The organism is Streptosporangium sp. CA-115845 (assembly GCF_050943795.1).
Classification (GTDB): Bacteria; Actinomycetota; Actinomycetes; order Streptosporangiales; family Streptosporangiaceae; genus Streptosporangium.
The window spans coordinates 7,152,705-7,168,598 of the sequence record NZ_CP191988.1; the positions used below are offsets into that span (position 1 = coordinate 7,152,705).

The window sequence follows — 15,894 nt, forward strand, 5'->3', positions numbered from 1 at the left end:
GTCCAACCTCGTGTCCTGCCGTCCATGGATGATCGCCTGCCGGATGATTGACTGCTCGCGTCGTGGTCCGAGACACCGACCACCCGGCAGGGTTCTCGGCGATCTCGACGAATCGGTGCCGTGGGAACAGGAAAGATGGTTCGTGAGGCTCGGAAAGCGGCTCGCCGGACGGCTCTCGTCGGCGCCGGGCAGGAAGAGGTGGGGTTGATGGCTGGGCGGTTGGTAGAGCTGGAAGTGGAAAACTTCCGCAGCCTGCGGAAGGTGGCGCTGCCGCTGGGGCCGGTCAACGTGCTGGTCGGGCCCAACGGCGCGGGCAAGACAAACGTGCTGCGGGTGTTCGATTTCCTGGCCGACATCGTCCGGACCGACCTGGGACCGGCGCTTGAGGACCGGGGCGGCTTTGACGAGCTGGTGTTCCGGGGCGGCGAGCTGAGGCCGAATCACATCCAGATCGGCCTGAAGGGCCACTGGTCCGTACCCGAGACATCCGGGTGTCCGCTCGATGTGTACCGCTTGAAGATCAACGGTAGTCCTCCGGCACGGGAGGAGATCTTTCACCTCAGCCGGGCCGGCGGCTGGCGGAACCGGATCGAAGTGTCGGGTGAGCGAGCCGCGAGTTCACAGTACGGGGCCGACGAGGTGATCTCGGATGACGAGTCCGAGCGGCGTACCGCGGTGATGGAGGTCGGAATCCAGCCGTTCAGCACCGGCCTGTCCACTCTGCCCCGGCTGTCGGAGAATTTCGGCGGGCGAGAGGTGGTGGCCCTGGCCGATTTCCTCACCACCTTCCGCGTCTTCGACGTCGATGTTCACCGCGCGCGCCTGCCATCGCGCGTTCCTCGGAGCGGATACGAGGCGATCGCGGATGACGCCTCCAACCTGGCGAGGTTCCTGCTGACTCTGCGGGACACCGACGAGGAGGCATGGGAGCGGCTCCAGGCCGACGCGGTGGAGGTTCTCCCCCAACTCGAAGCGCTCGACTTCGACTACCGGTCCGGGGGCGCTCATTCCGTCGTCGTGGTCCTCAGGGAACGCGGGCTGCGCGACCCCACCTCGCTGCTCGACGCCTCCTACGGCACGATCCGCCTGCTGGGTCTTCTCGCGATGCTCTACGACCCCAGCCCTCCCGCGCTCACCTGCGTCGAAGAGATCGATCATGGCCTGCACCCGCAGGCGTTGGAGATCCTTGTCGAGCGAGTCCGGGAGGCGAGCGACAGAACACAGTTCATCATCGCCACCCATTCACCGGCCCTCGCCGACCGGCTCAAACCGGAGGAACTCATCGTGTGCGAGCGCGCGGAGGACGGTTCCTCCGTGATCCCGGCGGTTTCGACCGCCCAGGTTGAGAAAATCGTGCGAGCCAGCGAGGGGATGCCTCTGGGAGAGCTGTGGTTCTCCGGTGCGCTGGGAGGCGATCTGTGAGCAGGCGCGGGGGAACCCGCATCCGGCCGACCAGGAAACCGATCGTGGTCGTCGCCGGTGAGGATCGAAACGACCGGCTCAGTCTCCGGATCCTCCTGGAGGAGTTCTGCCCGGAGATGCGCGGACGGATCGCGGAGATCGGCGATCCGGACTCGTGAGAGTTCAAGACCGCAACGTGCACAACGCCCGCGGTCAACCAAAAGCCAAATCGAAACCCCTCATGTCACCGTTCCGGGTCCTAAGCCTCCCCAGGGTCCCGCCGCACCGGATCCGTGGCTGGCCGACAGCCCTTGGCAGTACCGCTATCAGCTATGTCTCCTACGCGCATGGGCGGGCGTGAGCCTTCAGCAGATCCGCCAGTTGGAGGTGGAGGGCCGGTGGGGGTATTACCGCCAAATTCCGTACACCACCTTGCATGACGCCCTCAATCCCAAGTTGACCCGGATGCCGGCGCTGCGCGTCGTCCGCGCGATCGTGACGGCCTGCGAGGCGGACATGGAGCAATGGGTGGGAGCGTGGCGCGCGATCAACATGAAACGGTTCAAACAGTCCAACCCACCGCCTCCCGGCTTGGAAAACTGATCAGAAAGGCTCCGGTGAGGGCGAGCCACCTGGCTCGCCCTCTTGCCGTATGGCCGCCTGGGGACCTGTCTCGCAGGGTGACGCCCTACCCGGCCCCGGAAAGCATGTCGCCGCTCGGGCCGATGCCACGGCCAAAGAGGTGGCCGCGAGGATCGCCGACACCCCATGATTCGCATTCATCGTGCGACGCCCCCGGACCTGACCGACCGGCTCCGCGACCGCACCGCGAAACTACACGCGAACAGCGCCGACTGTTCGGCCGCCCGCGCCGCATGGAAAGCCGTCGTCCGAAGCCCGATCGCCTTCTTCTCCAGTGCGGAGATGACGACGGGATCGTGCGTCATCCATCCACCGGATTGGAGGCCGATCTCACCATAATCATGGATCAATGCCGTGTGCCGGTCGAAAAATAAGAAGTCGAAATTCTCCTCACCGGGGAGCCGCCTGCAAAGAGTACAGGTCGGGTGCGCAGGCTACCGAATGGATCGGGCGATTACCATCTCTTAGCCACTTAATAAAGCAAACGCTGCGCTTCCATGAGACGTCTGATCCGACTCGGGAGCTCGCCGCTGGGAGTGTCGATGATGGATTCGCAAAAAGTCCGTCTTGAAATGGCAAGGTTGGAACCGGCCGGGTCTCCGCTCGCCAGAGGCTTTACTTTTTTTCCGAAAATCAGTCGTTACTATGATAAATTCGGAAAATAGTTCGTCCGCTGTCGGCAGCGCGAAGAACATCTGCCCGACGCCGTGCCTCTGTTGTGGCAGTTGGGGGGCGAGAGGATGGCGAGGAACGAAACCTGGGGCGCCGATTCCGAGGAGAACCAGCGGCTGCGTACTCTCGCGCTCGCCTCCGTCGGCCTCGGCGAGATCGAGGTGCTGAAGTACGCGCTGGACCAGGCGGTCGCCGAACTGCGTGGGTTGAGCGGGATGGTGCACTGGTCTGGAGCGCGGGTCATCCGCGGGGGGCCGCGCCTGCTGGTGGCCTCCGGGGTGCCTCCCGCCCAGTTGCAGACGTGGGGGGAGGAGATCCGGGACGTCATCGTCCGGGCGCTGCGCGACGGAGCGCCCGTGTGCACGTCCGTCGCCCCAGGCGCCGGGCGCGAGAGCGCCAAGGAGACGGCCGCGGCCATACCGCCCACCGCGACCCTGACGGCCGTGCCGCTGCGCGTCCGCGACGCGCCGGTCGGCGTACTGTCCGTACTCTCCTGCGGGCCCACCAAGCCCACCGACCGCCAGCGGGCGTTCCTGCGATCGCTGGCCGACTGGCTGGCCCAGCGGCTGGCCGGATCCGGCACCGACTCAGACAGCGGATACCCGCGGCGGCAGGACCTCTCCACCGACTCTCATCTCCGGCAGGCGCTGAAGGCGACCAGGATCGGATCTTGGGACTGGAACCTCCTGACCGGCGAACTGCGCTGGGACGAGGCCGGCCTGACCGTGATGGGGATCGATGTGGGCAGCGGCCCCCACACCATTGACTACTGGGTCGAGCTCATCCACCCAGATGACTATCCCCGGGTGATGACCGCAACCGAGGAGGCCGTCCGCACCAGGGGGCTGTTCGAGATCGAGTATCGTGCCCGCCGCCCGGACGGAACCACGGGCTGGGTGCAGGAACGCGGCCGGTTGGTGCTGGATGAGGCCGGCGAGCCGACACACATGATCGGCACGGTCTGGGACACCACGGAGAGCCGTATCGCCCGCGAGTCGGTCAGCCGCGCGCTGCGCTACATGAGCGACGCCTTCCTCGCGGTGGACCGCGACTGGCGGATCACCTTCGTCAACCTCGACGCCGAGCGCCTCCTGGGGGTCACCGACCCCTACGGTCAGGTGCTGTGGGACCTGCCGACAGGAAAGTCGCCCGACCTGCGGGCGGCGTGCCACCGGGCCGCCGCCGAGCGGGAGCCCGCCACTCTCGACGTGCAGTGGCCGACCGACAGTCGCTGGTACCACGTGCGACTGGTGCCGGTGCCCGACGGCCTGACCCTCTATCTCGCCGACGTCACCGACAAGCGCCTGCGCGACGCCGAGCGCAAGGCCGCCGAGCAGGCCGCCGCCGAGCGAACCGCCTGGGTCCAGGAACTGACCCGAGCCCTCGGCGACGCCGTGACCGCCCGTGACCTCGTGCGGGTCATCGCCGAGCGGGTGCTGCCGCCGTTCGGCGCGGCGGGACTGATCGTGCTGACCATCGACCACGATCGCCTGCACGTGGCCGGAGCCTTCAACCACGCCGCGGACGTCCTTGACCGGCTGGAGGACCAGGTGCTCATGGAGCCGTCCCCCCTCTCCGACGCCCTGCGATCGCGTGCCCCGGTCTTCATCACCTCCAGGGCCGAGCACCACAAGCGCTATCCGAACCTCACCGGCTGGATGGCCCGCAGGAGCGCCGACGACTCGGAGAAGAACGCCTGGGCGATCCTGCCGCTGCTCGTGCCCGGCCAGTACCGGGGGTGCTGCGTGATCTCCTTCGACCGGCCCCACCACTTCCCCGGCGAGGAGCGTACGCTGCTCACGGCGCTCAGCGGACTGATCTCCCAGGCCCTGGTACGAGCCCGCCTCTACGAGGTGGAGCACACCCGCGTCCAGGAGTTGCAACACCTACAGGCGGGGCTGCGGGAGTCCCTCGAACGGCAGCGGTGCTTCACCGCCGACGCCTCCCACGAGCTGCGCACCCCGCTGGCCGGGCTGCGGGCACAGCTGGAGGAGGCGCAACTCCACCCCGAGGAGACCGACCTCGGCGAACTACTCGAACACACCTTGGGCGATGTGGACCGATTGCAGGCCATCACCACCGACCTCCTCCAACTGGCCAGGCAAGGGGCCGACCAGGCCGCCGCGCTGGAGAACGTCGACCTGGCACGGCTGATCGAGACCGAGGTGCCCCGCCGCGCGCACGATCCGCACCCGGTGCGGCTCCGGCTCGAACCCGGCGTGACAGTCGACGCCGTCCCCGGGCAGATCGGCCGGATACTGACCAACCTGCTCGACAACGCCCAGCGCCACGCGGTAGGCCACGTCGAGGTCGGGCTGCGCCGCAGCGGTGACAGCGCCGAACTCACCGTCACCGACGACGGCCCGGGAGTCCCAGCGTCAGAACGCGAGAACATCTTCCAGCGTTTCGCCCGGCTGGACACCGCCCGCAGCCGCGACACAGGAGGCACCGGCCTCGGCCTGGCCATCGCCCGCGACATCGCCCACTCCCACCACGGGACCCTGCACGTAGAAGCCCCGCCCACCCGCGGCGCGCGCTTCATCCTCCGCCTCCCGCTCACGAATCAGGGGTGAGGAGACCGCCAGGAACCGCTATCGCGCCGCTCGGCGAACCGGTCCCAGTCCTGCTCCTCGATGGGCGTGTTCGCTCTACCTGCTGATCGCAGGGACGATCGCGATTCGAAATGGTCGCTGTAGCCGTCAGGATCAACTGGAGACCCGCGCGGGCTGTATGGCCGAATCTGCGGTATTGACGGTTTTGCTGCCGCCCCGGTCGACCGCCTGGGCGATCAGGAGTCCGGCGAAGGCCGGCACCGCCATCACAGTGCGTGCCGTGTGCAGGTTCCACCAGCGTTCGCGGGCATCCGCCCAGCCGGTCGGCGGCTGATCGGCATTCCAGGAGTTCGCGAGCTGATTGAGCGGCTCCAGCTGGGTCACCGAGAGCACGATCGTGCCCGTCACCAGCAGCAGGGCGGCGATGCTGAGTCCGAGGACGAGCCAACCACGCTGGTACGACAGTACGCACGTCGCCAGGAGCAGTGCGAGGCAGGTGAGCAGGAGCACCGGCATGGCACGGCCGTAGTCGGTGTTGAGTGCCTGCCAGTACCGCACGTAGGCGGGTCCGGGCAGCTCACGCAGCGACGGAGCGAGCACGGTGAAGAAGACACCCCCGACGACGCGCAACCCATCCCGCAGAGCGCCCGGCCGCAGGTGCAGGCGATCATCGCCGAGCCTGATCCGGTACGGAAACTGTCCATGTTCGCGGCGATGGCTGTGACGATCTTTCAACGCGTCGGCCCGGTGCATCGCGTGCTGCGCGCCGCCGCAGCCGCCGATGCCGGATTGAGTGACCTGTTGGCGAGCACCGAACAGCAGCGATTGGTAGGCAGCCGGGGCCCGGCCGAGGATCTGGCCGCGATCGGCGCGCTGCGCACCGGGCTGACCGTCGAGCGGGCCGCCGATCAGATTTACGCCTTGACCTCGTTCGAGCTGTTCGAGCGGTTTACCGAGATCTGCGGCTGGAGCGTGGGTGACTTCCAGGACTGGCTGGCCCGGATACTGGCCGAGGCCCTGCTCGAACCGGCCAGACGTGAATGGCGCTGAGGAAGTATTGCGGGCCGGCCCGGCAGACAGTTCGAGCACCCGCGTCGGTCGCTCCACCTTGGGCATCGCAGCCCCCGGCCGCGCGCATCGGGTTTTCAGGGGGAATGTGCTTGGACCGGACGGGTGGTTGCGTTCGAGGTGTCTTCGGCTTTCAGGAGTCGAGCACAGCGGCGACGGCTTCGATCTCAACAAGCTGGTCGTGGTAGCCGAGCACGGTGACGCCCATCAAGGTGCTGGGAACGTCGTGGTCACCGAACGAGTCCCGGACCACCTTCCAGGCGGCCCCCAGGTCCTCCTGCCGCGATGACGCGACGAGAACCCTGGTGCTGATGACGTCCTGTAGCGACGCACCGGACTCGGTAAGAGCGATCCGCATGTTCTCGATGGCTTTCGCCGCCTGGCCCGCGTAGTCCCCGACCGCCGCCGTGGATCCGTCCTCGTTCAACGGACACGCCCCGGCAAGGAAGATCAGCCGCGATTCGGCGGGCGCCGTGGCCGCGTAGGCGTACTCGGCGACGCCGGACAGGGAGGCGGAGCGGATCAAAGTGATGGCACGGGCCACAATCGTTCCCTTCGAATGGTATGGAGCACGGCCATCCTGCCAAGGATCCTGTCGGTGCTCACCTCCTTTTCCCGGCCAACCGCGAACGGCCCACCCCTCGCGAATTCGGGTTGGAGATCCACGGCGCCTGGCTGGATCACGAACGGAACCGGTTCATCTGGGTCCTCTCGTACGACGGACCCGAGAGCTTCCAGGAACGGAACCAGCAGTACCGGGACTCTCCCAAGCGCGCCGAGATGGGCTTGGATCCGTCGCTCTACCTGGTGGACCGGGTGATCCGCGAGGTGACCCCCGTCTATTGACGCCCCATCGCGGATGAGCAAGGCGGTGACGTGGTCAAAGGTCTCGGCCGGAAGCGCCCAGATCCGCGACCGAGCCGGAAAGCCCCCTCGATGTGCCGCATCAGATCATCTCGGAAATCTCGATAACCATGCTGTCGCCACCCCACACGGGATGACCGGGCGCTCGGGTTGAACACCACCGACGAGATCCTCACCGAGGCTGTGGCCGCCTGTGCGCCGCCCATCGGGGATCACCGGCTGCTGATCGCCCTGAAGATGGACCTGGCGAACGCCCGGTTCACCGCCCGCGACCACCCGGCGGCCCTGGACGACTTCGAGGAGCCGATCCCCGCACTCATCGCGACGCTCGGCCCTGAACACCGGGTCGCCCTGGAGTGCCGTTACAACCAGGCGCTCAGCTCGGCCGCCCTGGGGTGGAACGAGATCGCGCGAGAGCGGATGACCGATCTGCTGGGCGATGTCCGTACCTCGCTGAACGAGCATGACGCCCTCACCCTGGAGTTCCGCAGAGAGATCGGCGAACTGCCGGCCAGGACGGGCGACCACGAGCGGGCCCGTGCCGGCCTTCGCGCCCTGCCCCCCCGGCCTGATCGCCGCCTTCACCGATTCCGACAATTTTTCTTGTCTTGACAATTTTTCACTTCTGCTGGACGCTGAAGTGGCTCCCGGCGCCGTCGCCTACGACGTGCCGAGCCCCTTCGACAAGGAGACCGACGTGTCCGTATCCACCTCGATCGCCCCTGACGCCGAGCCGATCAGGGCCGGCAGTCGCCCGCTCTGGTTGCCGGGCCTCGCGTTCGCCGCGGGAGGTGCTGTCGCCGCGACGCTGGTTGCCGCGGCGGCGGACGCCGCCGGCGTGCCGCTTGAGATTGCCGGCGAGCCCATTCCGCTGCTGGGCTTCACGCAGCTCGCGTTCGTGTTCTCGGTGGTGGGCATCGCGCTGGCAGCCGCCTTCCGGCGGCGGTCGGGGCAACCCGCTCGGGCGTTCGTCCGGACGACGGTCGCCCTGGTGACGCTGTCTTTTCTGCCTGACCTGCTGGTTCCGGATGTCGACGCGGCCACGCGGGTGACACTGATCCTCACCCACATCGCGGTCGCCGTCGTCGTCATCCCGGGGCTCAGCTCCCGTCTGCGATAGCCGCCGCCTACACCCCGGAAGGGTGCCGCCGCGGTCGCTTCGAACCACAGCGGGTTCGCCGTGTCCGCGGGGAGCGGCCCGGCAGGGCGCCTCTCGGACTGATCGCCTGCGAGGCGGGCGGGGCGGCCCGGGTGACTCCTCGGTGTCCGTCGGTGACCGGGCACACGCCGACCCGGCGGGGCTGCCGCCACTGGACGGCGAGGTGGTCTGGTCGGACGACGAGCACATCGCAGTCCGCTCCACCGACGCGATCTACACTTTCCGCCACGGCCCCAGCAGAGCTCTGATGTTCCACCATCTGTTCGGGCCGGACACGGACGGAGCCGAGGCCGCCTGGCAGCACTGGCTCACCGGCCTCCTCAGCTGACCCCCAGCTCTCCCCAGGACCCCGCCGCCTCGAACACACCCGAAGCAGCGGCGGGCAACCCCACCGAGCACGACACACCCAAGGAAACCGACATGCGCACTCTGATCAGCACCGCTTTCATCTCCCTCGACGGCGTTGTGGAGGGGCCGGGCGGTGAGCCCGGCTACCGCAACTCCGGCTGGACCTTCAAGGACATCGAGTTCGTCCCCGAGGCGTTCGAGATCAAGGGACGGGAGCAGCAGGAATCCGCCGCGATCCTGATGGGCCGGGTCAGCTACGAGGCGTTCAGCCCGGTGTGGCCGAACATGGCGGATTTCGCCCATTACAAGCCCCTGCCGAAGTACGTCGTCTCCACCACCCTCACCGACGACAGGCTCGTCTCAAACTGGGGCGAGACGACGATCCTGCGTTCCCTGGACGAGGTCGCCTCCCTCAAGGAGACCGACGGTGGCCCGATCATCATCCACGGCAGCGCCTCGCTGAACAACAGCCTCTCGGACGCAGGGCTCATCGACCGCTACCACCTCCTCGTCTTCCCCCTGCTGCTCGGCGCCGGCAAGCGACTGTTCAGCGCCACCGACAAGGACACCCAGAAGCTGAAGCTCACCGAGCACGAGGTCTACAGCAACGGCCTGCAAAAGCAGGTCTTCGACGTCGCCCACTGAGGGCACTGTGGCCGGCTGGCCAGGGGATCGTGTCCGCGCCGCCGACACCGGCACCCGCCGAGGGCGGGCCGGCGGAGGCGGAGCCGGCCGAGTAGCCGTACGGCGGCGCCGCGACGCTGCCGTCGGCGCGCAGCCAGTCGCTCATCGTGCTGCCGCCGCTGTTCGCCCGCGCGATCGTGGCCTTGTCGTAGAAGTTGCCGCTCGCCCAGGTGAGGCCGGCGTTGCCGAAGTCCTGGGTGATCGTCTTGGCGCCCTTCACGTAGTTGCTCTCGGCGTAGATCCTGCCCTCCACGCCCAGGCCGATGAAGTAGTCGGTGACGCTCACGTAGTTGGCGAACAGGTGGGCTTGACCCGTTCTCCGGCCCGAAGGCCGGAGATTCAGCCCGTGCCGCGTCACGCGGCACCTCTGAGGCTTCCTGCTTCATCGGCCTGCGCCACCGCGAGCGGTGGTCTTACCCGGCCTCCACGGGCGTTTAACGTCTCCGCCTCCCGCCGCCTCTCAGCGGCGGGTTTCCGTCCAGCGGCGACGATTCGTCGTCCTTCGGCCAGGATGTTGACGGCCGCGTTGACGTCACGGTCGTGGACGGCGCCGCAGGCGCACACCCATGACCCGCGTTGCCGAGTGTGCAGGCGCCGGGTGCCGGATCGGCCGCGGCGGCGGAGGTGCCGACCGCCCATCCGGACGCGACGACCGCGCCGGCGACGACGGCGGCCCTCCTGTCGAATCTGCTCTGCACAGCCGAACTCCTTGCTGGTCCGGCAGGCCGGTAGGACCTGCGCTCCGGATTTCCCCCCAGCGAGTGCGCACCGCTCACCTGAGCGGACTTGTCCGTGTCAGCGGATGGCAACACCGCAGGAAAGCGCTTTCCCGCTGTCAGCGAACCATGAAACTTTCATCCTGACCCCGCATCGGGCCTGGAGCAGGCCGGAGTGGTCCCGTGCGTGCTCCGACCCGGTAGTCGTACGATCTTCATCGCAGGTGGCCCCGTATCCGACCCGAGGCGGAAGGCGACGACATGCCCAGGACCTTTCAGCATCGCACCTACACGATCCAGGAGGGCCTGATGGCGGAATGGGTGGAGAAGTGGCGATCGAAGGTCGCACCGCTCCGCCGTGAATTCGGGTTCGAGATCCATGGCGCCTGGGTGGATCACGAGCGGAACCAGTTCATCGTGGTCCTCTCGTACGACGGCCCGGAAGGCTTCCGAGAGCGGAACCAGCAGTACTGGGACTCTCTCAACCGCATCGAATCGGGCGTGGAGCCGATGCTCTACCTGATGAACCGGGTGGTCCGCGAGGTGACCCCGGTCTACTGACGGTCCGTGCGAGGACTCGCCCAAAGGTCTCGGAGGAAACCGTCGAGATCGTGCGCCTCCTCCCTTTGCTGGATCCGCCGATCCGCGCACGGCGCTCCGGCGATACGGATAGCCGCTTAGCGGTACGTGGCTTGGCAGGTCTGGCCGTCCCGGATCTCGTGGCTGCGCTTCTACCGTGCTGTCCTATGGACACCCCAGATCTCCTCATCCGCAACGCCTCCCTCCGTGGCCGCCCCGGCAGGTGGTCGCTGGCGGCGACAGGCGGGCTGCTCAGCCTCGTCGCCGAGGACGACCCCGAGCTCGGCCCGGCGACCGGTGTGACCATCGACGCCGACGGCGCCCTGGTCACCGAGCCCTTCGTGGACGCCCACCTGCACCTGTGCAAGGCGCACACCCTCGACGCGGCCGGGCCCGCCGCGCTGTCGGAGTACACCGACGGCACCATGGGGGCCGCGATGGGAGCCATCGAGACGGCCGCCGCCGTCAAGGCCGGTCAGACCCGGGAGGCCGTCCTGGAGCGGGCCCGGCCGGTGCTGGTGGAGTCCGTGCGGCACGGTGTCCGGGCCGTGCAGGCGTTCGCCGACATCGATCCGGCAGCGGGGCTGACCGGGGTGGAGGCGCTGCTGGCGCTGCGCGAGGAGTTCCGCGGCGTGGTCGACGTGCGGGTGGTGGCGTTCCCGCAGGACGGCCTGCTCCGCGAGCCCGGCACCGAGGAACTGGTCACCGAGGCCGTACGGCTCGGCGCCGACGTGGTGGGCGGCATCCCGTGGATCGAGTGGACCGACGCCGACGCCGCCGAGCACGTACGACGCATGGTCGATCTCGCGCGGCGGCACGGGCTGCGCGTCGCCATGCTGGTCGACGACGCCGGAGACCCGGGGCTGCGGACGACCGAGATGCTCGCGCGGGAGCTGCTGGAGCAAAACATGATCGGGCGCGGCAGCGCCCAGCACGCGCGGGCGATGGCGCTCTATCCCGAGCCGTACCTGCGGCGCCTGGCCGGACTGTGCCGTGCGGCGGGGCTCGGTTTCGTCAGCGACCCGCACACCGGACCGCTCCATCTACCGGTCTTCGAGCTGGCCGGCGCCGGGGTTCCGGTCGCGCTGGGGCAGGACGACATCGAGGACGCCTACTACCCGTTCGGGCGGCACAACCTGCTGGAGGTGGCGTTCCTGGCCGCGCACCTGCTCGACGCCCGCACCGACGCCGCCCTGGAACGGCTGTACGACATGGTGACCGTCGACGCCGCGCGGGTCGTCGGCCTGCCCGCCCACCGCCTGGAACCCGGGGCTCCCGCCGACCTTGTCGTCCTTGAGGGGCGGACCCTCCGCGAGGCCCTGACCCGGCACGCACCGCCCCGCCACGTCGTCGTCGCGGGCCGGGTCGCGGCCTCGTCCACCCGGCACACCGCTTTCGGAGCCGGTGTCCCGCACTGATGAGCACGACCTCCACCGCCCATGCGATCCCGGACAGCTGCACCACCCAGGTAGCGGGATCGAAGGTTTCCAGCTACTGCGCGAGCGGCACCGGAGAGCATCAGGTCGCCGTGACCGTCCTCCACGCCAACCCGTCCGTCGGATATGTCTACAACGTGGGGCCATGGCAGCCCGCGGGGGTCACCTCCACTGCCGCCCTCCCTCCGGGCACGATCGTGTCCCTGCGGGTGAACAAGCGCTGAGAACCACTCGGGCGGGGATCCTCCAGCCGGAGGTTCCCCGCCTTCCAGTGATATCCGTGCCACGGCCGGCGTGGCTGACGCCGCCCTCCGTGGCGAGCGTCCGGCCGCCGGTCCGGATGTAGCCGACCTTCAACTCCAGGGTGGTGTGGCCACCCCCGCTGGACCTCGACCGCTCAGCCGAGGGGGTTGTCCTTCTCCCGCAGCCTCTCCAAGGCGGGCCCGTACATACGGGCCTTGATGGTGCCGAGGGTGGGGCCGCCCTTGGCCGTCTGGGCGCGAGCGATCTCCATGGCGGTCCGCCGCACGGCGTCCTCGTCCACCGCACGGTCGACGATGGCGGCGGCCAGGGCGTCATGGCCGCCGTAGCGACGTGCGGTGGTCATCGCCTCGTGCGCGGTCTGCGGGGCCAGCCGGGCCTGGATCAGCGCGGACATACCCGGGGTGAACGGGATGTTGATGTCGGCTTCCGGCAGGCACCAGTAGCCCCGGTCGGCGCGCATCACCCGGAAGTCGTGGGCCAGGGAGAACATGGCGCCGGCCGCGAAGGTGTGCCCCTGCAGGGCGGCCACGGTGACCACCGGCAGGGCCAGCATCCGCGCCAGGAGCTCGTGGACGCTGACCACGTAGTCCTGGTGCCGGTCGGCATGGGCGAACAGCCAGTCCAGGTCCAGGCCGTTGGAGAAGAACTTGCCGGTCGCGACGGTCACCAGGGCACGGGGCCCCTCCGCCTTCTCCACCTCGTCCAGCGCGGCGTTGACGGAGGCGATCCAGTCGGGGTGGAAACGGTTCTCGGTGTCCCCGATGTCGAGGATGAAGACGTCGTCCTGACGGTCGAGCGTGGGCATGCCTGATTCCTTTCGCGGCTGTCGCTCATGCGCACCTGACCCGGCCCGGCGGGGGCCGGCAGCCGCACCCGCGACGAGCGAGCCGTCGAACATGAACACCTTCCTGACGTCGAAGACCGGCAGGAGCTTGCGTCAGCAACGACGCTACTAGCGAGTAACTACGGCGAATCGCATAGTACATGGAAGCGACTCACTTGTCCGCAGGATCAGCCCCGAGCGGGAAGCCCCCTTCCGGTTCCTGTCCGCCACCGGCGGGTCATCGGACCGCCCCGAGGTTTTGAGGTCCTGTGACCGACCGCCTAGGGTCCCTCTGCTTACCGTGGGAACAGGTTCCCTGCCGTGCCGACCGCCGGCCCGGCACACCACCGGACACCATGTCCGACCGCGCTTTCTCCCAGAGCCAGAGCTGGAGATCTCCACCCGCGAGGAGATGCGATGATCAAGGTCAGGAACGCTCTCGCAGCCGTGACGATGACGGCCTCCGCCCTCGTCGCCCCCATGATGACGCCGACTCCGCCCGCCGTCGCGGACACCATGGCCTCGTACGCCTCGTACGCCTCGAACGCCTCGGCCACTGTCGCCTCCGCCCAGAAGCCCTGCCGCAAGCACCGGAACCCTGAGCGGTGCCATGCCCGGCGCGGTCACAGCGGCGACGGTCACGGTCTCATCGACAGGAACGGGGTCGGCGTCGACATAGGTCCTGGCAGGGTCGGCATCGGCAGCGGTATCAGCGACCACAGGACTCCCGGCAACAGGGGTGGCGCGGGGATCGACAACTGACGGGGCCGTGAGCGGCTCGCCCAGCCGCCCAGCCGCTCCGTACCGCCGCCCTCCTCGGCGCGGACCACGAACGTGCGGCTGGACCTGAGGGTCCCCGGCGTCCCGGGCCGGCGTGAATCCGCACCTCCGTCGAGGAGCCGGCGCATACCGGCCCCCTGGCACAGAGCCGCGGGACTACCGCCCGGCCTCGTGCGCGTCGACCAGCCGCCTGGGGGCCGTCAGGCACCACGCCTCGGTGACCAGCTCGAACAGCTCATCCGGATCGATCTTCGCGAGGTGCACCACGACCCAGCCGAACCGGCCCGCGGTGAACTGGACCTCGAACACCTCCGGCCGCTCCGCCACCAGCGCGATCTGCTCATCGATCGTCGCCTTGAGACCCACGGTCTCCGTGTCCCCCCACAGGTAGCCGAAACCCTTGCCTCGGACCTTCAGCGAGGTCCAGCTGCCGGAGTCGTTCTGCTGAACCTCGGGAAGCCTGTCGAGCATCTCCAGGAATTCACCAACACTCACACCCATGGGCCACGTCTATCAGAGCGCTCCGACAATCCCGCGAAACCGCCCCGCCGCCGAAAGCCGTCGCGGGCACGGCCCGGGCCGGGACACCCTCAGCCTCTCGCGCACCCGCCACCCGCTCAGATCAGGTCTCGCACATCCCGCGCAGCACGATGGCGAGGCCACCGTAGAACTCCTCGTCTGCGCCGACGAGACGCGCGTGACCCGCCGTCTCGGCCATATACGGGAAGTCGGCAGGGGCGAGCCCGGCGATGACGGTCGTGCCCGCGCCCGCCAGCGGGCCCAGATGCTCCAGCTGGACCGCGCCGATCACGTAGCTCAGCAGGCCGCGCAGCGCGACGACCCGGTCCGCACCCGCCAGACCGGCCTCGGCGAGGATGCCGAGCACCGCCTCCGACCAGCGCAGCACGCCCACCGAACGGTGCCGATGGGTCATCGTCAGCGGCACGATGTGCGGGTGCGCGCCCACCTGGTCGCGCAACCTGCCGACCAGCGTGGTGACCCGTTCGCGCCATGACGTCCCCGGCGGCGGTGAGACGTCGACGCCGCCGAGCACCAGCTCGACCACGAGCCCTTCCACTTCCTGGCGATCACCGACGTAGCGGTAGAGCGCCATCGCGCTCATGCCGAGCTCCGTGGCGACCGCGCGCATCGACAGGGCCGCGAGGCCGTCGCGGTCGATGACGGCGAGGGCGGCGGCGGCGATCTGGTCCTGGGTGAGCGAACGCGGGCGTGGCATGGCGGCTGAAAGTGTACGGCATACGCCTACAATCGTAGGTATATACCGTACACCTACGAGGGAGTTTCGATGCGCCTCCAGCCTGGCTCCACCGTCTCCGCCCGCGAACTGTCCTCCGTCACCGGCCCCGCGGCCCCCGTCCCGGACCCGGACCGTCTCGTTCACCTGCAGTTCCGGCGCTTCGCCGGCTGTCCGGTCTGCAACCTGCACCTGCGCTCCTTCGTCACCCGGCACGCCGAGATCGAGGCCGCCGGAATCCGCGAGGTGGTGGTGTTCCACTCCCCCGCCGGGGAACTGACCGAGCACGCCACGGGCCTGCCGTTCGCCGTCGTCGCCGACCCGGACAAGAGGCTGTACGCGGAGTTCGGCGTGGAACAGGCGCCCCGCGCGCTGCTCGACCCCCGGGTCTGGGCGACGATCGTCCTGGCCGTCGTACGCGGTCTCTGGACGGTCGCCCGCGGGCAGGAGCGCCCACCGTCCATCCGGCCGCGCGGCGGGCGGCTGGGACTCCCCGCCGACTTCCTGATCGCCCCCGACGGCCGGGTGGTCGCGTGCGGGTACGGCGAGCACGCCTACGACCAGTGGCCACTCGACGAGGTGCTGACCCTGGCGGCCCGCGCACGCCGGGCGGAGACCCGCTGAGGCAGTCACCCTCGCCGGGGAGGGGCT

22 protein-coding genes are annotated in these 15,894 nt (G+C 68.8%); 15 read left to right on the forward strand and 7 right to left on the reverse strand.

All coding sequences use genetic code 11. The annotated features are described in order from the left end of the window. The first annotated feature begins 207 nt into the window (after window positions 1-207). From ACQP0P_RS34060 to ACQP0P_RS34070, 3 genes are all read left to right on the forward strand, one after another. Window positions 208-1,422 (forward strand): AAA family ATPase, encoded by a 1,215-nt coding sequence (locus tag ACQP0P_RS34060; protein WP_433362933.1) that lies wholly within the window; start codon window positions 208-210, stop codon window positions 1,420-1,422. Next, entirely contained in the window at window positions 1,419-1,580 is a 162-nt protein-coding gene (locus tag ACQP0P_RS34065; protein WP_433362936.1) for a hypothetical protein, read from the forward strand. Before ACQP0P_RS34060 ends, ACQP0P_RS34065 begins: the two co-directional genes overlap by 4 nt. 178 nt (window positions 1,581-1,758) lie before the next feature. Beyond that, complete coding sequence (locus ACQP0P_RS34070) at window positions 1,759-2,004, forward strand: hypothetical protein (RefSeq protein ID WP_433362939.1); 246 nt, start codon at window positions 1,759-1,761, stop codon at window positions 2,002-2,004. A 176-nt stretch (window positions 2,005-2,180) separates the two neighbouring features. On the opposite strand, the gene ACQP0P_RS34075 is transcribed toward ACQP0P_RS34070, so the two are convergent. Beyond that, on the reverse strand, window positions 2,181-2,348 hold the full coding sequence (locus ACQP0P_RS34075; RefSeq protein WP_433362942.1) for a hypothetical protein: 168 nt from the start codon (window positions 2,346-2,348) through the stop codon (window positions 2,181-2,183). A 435-nt stretch (window positions 2,349-2,783) separates the two neighbouring features. On the opposite strand from ACQP0P_RS34075, the gene ACQP0P_RS34080 reads away from it, so the two are divergent. Continuing rightward, window positions 2,784-5,288, forward strand: a complete 2,505-nt coding sequence (locus ACQP0P_RS34080; protein ID WP_433362945.1) for an ATP-binding protein — start codon at window positions 2,784-2,786, stop codon at window positions 5,286-5,288. A 132-nt stretch (window positions 5,289-5,420) separates the two neighbouring features. On the opposite strand, the gene ACQP0P_RS34085 is transcribed toward ACQP0P_RS34080, so the two are convergent. After that, complete coding sequence (locus ACQP0P_RS34085; protein ID WP_433362948.1) at window positions 5,421-5,897, reverse strand: anthrone oxygenase family protein; 477 nt, start codon at window positions 5,895-5,897, stop codon at window positions 5,421-5,423. Window positions 5,898-5,924: 27 nt separating this feature from the next. On the opposite strand from ACQP0P_RS34085, the gene ACQP0P_RS34090 reads away from it, so the two are divergent. Next, on the forward strand, window positions 5,925-6,317 hold the full coding sequence (locus tag ACQP0P_RS34090) for a hypothetical protein (RefSeq protein WP_433362951.1): 393 nt from the start codon (window positions 5,925-5,927) through the stop codon (window positions 6,315-6,317). Between the two features lie 151 nt (window positions 6,318-6,468). Here ACQP0P_RS34090 and ACQP0P_RS34095 read toward each other — a convergent pair whose 3' ends face one another. Continuing rightward, a complete protein-coding gene (locus ACQP0P_RS34095; protein WP_433362953.1) occupies window positions 6,469-6,879 on the reverse strand; it encodes a RidA family protein in 411 nt (136 codons plus the stop codon). Window positions 6,880-6,989: 110 nt separating this feature from the next. Between ACQP0P_RS34095 and ACQP0P_RS34100 the strand changes: the two genes are divergently transcribed. From ACQP0P_RS34100 to ACQP0P_RS34120, 5 genes are all read left to right on the forward strand, one after another. Further along, window positions 6,990-7,181, forward strand: coding sequence for a hypothetical protein (locus tag ACQP0P_RS34100; protein ID WP_433362956.1), 192 nt, complete (start codon window positions 6,990-6,992; stop codon window positions 7,179-7,181). 168 nt (window positions 7,182-7,349) lie between these two features. Next, entirely contained in the window at window positions 7,350-7,811 is a 462-nt protein-coding gene (locus ACQP0P_RS34105) for a hypothetical protein (RefSeq protein ID WP_433362959.1), read from the forward strand. Then, window positions 7,738-8,319 (forward strand): DUF6069 family protein, encoded by a 582-nt coding sequence (locus tag ACQP0P_RS34110; RefSeq protein WP_433362961.1) that lies wholly within the window; start codon window positions 7,738-7,740, stop codon window positions 8,317-8,319. Before ACQP0P_RS34105 ends, ACQP0P_RS34110 begins: the two co-directional genes overlap by 74 nt. Before the next feature lie 142 nt (window positions 8,320-8,461). Beyond that, complete coding sequence (locus tag ACQP0P_RS34115; RefSeq protein WP_433362964.1) at window positions 8,462-8,686, forward strand: hypothetical protein; 225 nt, start codon at window positions 8,462-8,464, stop codon at window positions 8,684-8,686. A gap of 92 nt (window positions 8,687-8,778) precedes the next feature. Beyond that, window positions 8,779-9,351 carry a dihydrofolate reductase family protein gene (locus tag ACQP0P_RS34120; RefSeq protein WP_433362966.1) on the forward strand — a complete coding sequence of 191 codons (573 nt, stop codon included), beginning with the start codon at window positions 8,779-8,781 and terminating at the stop codon, window positions 9,349-9,351. Here the strand turns inward: ACQP0P_RS34120 and ACQP0P_RS34125 are convergent. Then, a complete protein-coding gene (locus ACQP0P_RS34125) occupies window positions 9,290-9,748 on the reverse strand; it encodes a hypothetical protein (RefSeq protein WP_433362969.1) in 459 nt (152 codons plus the stop codon). The two genes, ACQP0P_RS34120 and ACQP0P_RS34125, sit on opposite strands and share 62 nt — an antisense overlap. A gap of 619 nt (window positions 9,749-10,367) precedes the next feature. On the opposite strand from ACQP0P_RS34125, the gene ACQP0P_RS34130 reads away from it, so the two are divergent. From ACQP0P_RS34130 to ACQP0P_RS34140, 3 genes are all read left to right on the forward strand, one after another. Then, window positions 10,368-10,667, forward strand: coding sequence for an NIPSNAP family protein (locus tag ACQP0P_RS34130; RefSeq protein ID WP_433362972.1), 300 nt, complete (start codon window positions 10,368-10,370; stop codon window positions 10,665-10,667). A gap of 185 nt (window positions 10,668-10,852) precedes the next feature. Continuing rightward, window positions 10,853-12,103, forward strand: a complete 1,251-nt coding sequence (locus ACQP0P_RS34135; protein ID WP_433362975.1) for an amidohydrolase family protein — start codon at window positions 10,853-10,855, stop codon at window positions 12,101-12,103. Then, the gene (locus ACQP0P_RS34140; protein WP_433362978.1) at window positions 12,103-12,345 is read left to right on the forward strand and encodes a hypothetical protein; all 243 of its coding nucleotides are present in this window, start codon (window positions 12,103-12,105) and stop codon (window positions 12,343-12,345) included. The genes ACQP0P_RS34135 and ACQP0P_RS34140 overlap by 1 nt, the downstream gene beginning before the upstream one ends. A gap of 173 nt (window positions 12,346-12,518) precedes the next feature. On the opposite strand, the gene ACQP0P_RS34145 is transcribed toward ACQP0P_RS34140, so the two are convergent. Beyond that, window positions 12,519-13,190: an enoyl-CoA hydratase-related protein gene (locus ACQP0P_RS34145; RefSeq protein ID WP_433362981.1), complete on the reverse strand. Its 672-nt coding sequence runs from the start codon at window positions 13,188-13,190 to the stop codon at window positions 12,519-12,521. A 435-nt stretch (window positions 13,191-13,625) separates the two neighbouring features. Between ACQP0P_RS34145 and ACQP0P_RS34150 the strand changes: the two genes are divergently transcribed. Further along, window positions 13,626-13,970 (forward strand): hypothetical protein, encoded by a 345-nt coding sequence (locus ACQP0P_RS34150; protein ID WP_433362984.1) that lies wholly within the window; start codon window positions 13,626-13,628, stop codon window positions 13,968-13,970. A gap of 174 nt (window positions 13,971-14,144) precedes the next feature. Here the strand turns inward: ACQP0P_RS34150 and ACQP0P_RS34155 are convergent, their stop codons facing one another. Beyond that, window positions 14,145-14,489, reverse strand: coding sequence for an MmcQ/YjbR family DNA-binding protein (locus tag ACQP0P_RS34155; protein WP_433362987.1), 345 nt, complete (start codon window positions 14,487-14,489; stop codon window positions 14,145-14,147). Window positions 14,490-14,610: 121 nt separating this feature from the next. Continuing rightward, window positions 14,611-15,225, reverse strand: coding sequence for a TetR/AcrR family transcriptional regulator C-terminal domain-containing protein (locus ACQP0P_RS34160; protein WP_433362990.1), 615 nt, complete (start codon window positions 15,223-15,225; stop codon window positions 14,611-14,613). A gap of 69 nt (window positions 15,226-15,294) precedes the next feature. Between ACQP0P_RS34160 and ACQP0P_RS34165 the strand changes: the two genes are divergently transcribed. Beyond that, window positions 15,295-15,867: a peroxiredoxin-like family protein gene (locus tag ACQP0P_RS34165; RefSeq protein WP_433362993.1), complete on the forward strand. Its 573-nt coding sequence runs from the start codon at window positions 15,295-15,297 to the stop codon at window positions 15,865-15,867. Window positions 15,868-15,894 lie beyond the last annotated feature (27 nt).

Coding starts and splice junctions, on each gene's coding strand:
- ACQP0P_RS34060 (WP_433362933.1), top strand. CDS start 208: ATGGCTGGGCGGTTGGTAGAGCTGGAAGTGGAAAACTTCCGCAGCCTG.
- ACQP0P_RS34075 (WP_433362942.1), bottom strand. CDS start 2,348: ATGACGCACGATCCCGTCGTCATCTCCGCACTGGAGAAGAAGGCGATC.
- ACQP0P_RS34080 (WP_433362945.1), top strand. CDS start 2,784: ATGGCGAGGAACGAAACCTGGGGCGCCGATTCCGAGGAGAACCAGCGG.
- ACQP0P_RS34120 (WP_433362966.1), top strand. CDS start 8,779: ATGCGCACTCTGATCAGCACCGCTTTCATCTCCCTCGACGGCGTTGTG.
- ACQP0P_RS34130 (WP_433362972.1), top strand. CDS start 10,368: ATGCCCAGGACCTTTCAGCATCGCACCTACACGATCCAGGAGGGCCTG.
- ACQP0P_RS34135 (WP_433362975.1), top strand. CDS start 10,853: ATGGACACCCCAGATCTCCTCATCCGCAACGCCTCCCTCCGTGGCCGC.
- ACQP0P_RS34140 (WP_433362978.1), top strand. CDS start 12,103: ATGAGCACGACCTCCACCGCCCATGCGATCCCGGACAGCTGCACCACC.
- ACQP0P_RS34145 (WP_433362981.1), bottom strand. CDS start 13,190: ATGCCCACGCTCGACCGTCAGGACGACGTCTTCATCCTCGACATCGGG.
- ACQP0P_RS34150 (WP_433362984.1), top strand. CDS start 13,626: ATGATCAAGGTCAGGAACGCTCTCGCAGCCGTGACGATGACGGCCTCC.
- ACQP0P_RS34155 (WP_433362987.1), bottom strand. CDS start 14,489: ATGGGTGTGAGTGTTGGTGAATTCCTGGAGATGCTCGACAGGCTTCCC.
- ACQP0P_RS34160 (WP_433362990.1), bottom strand. CDS start 15,225: ATGCCACGCCCGCGTTCGCTCACCCAGGACCAGATCGCCGCCGCCGCC.
- ACQP0P_RS34165 (WP_433362993.1), top strand. CDS start 15,295: ATGCGCCTCCAGCCTGGCTCCACCGTCTCCGCCCGCGAACTGTCCTCC.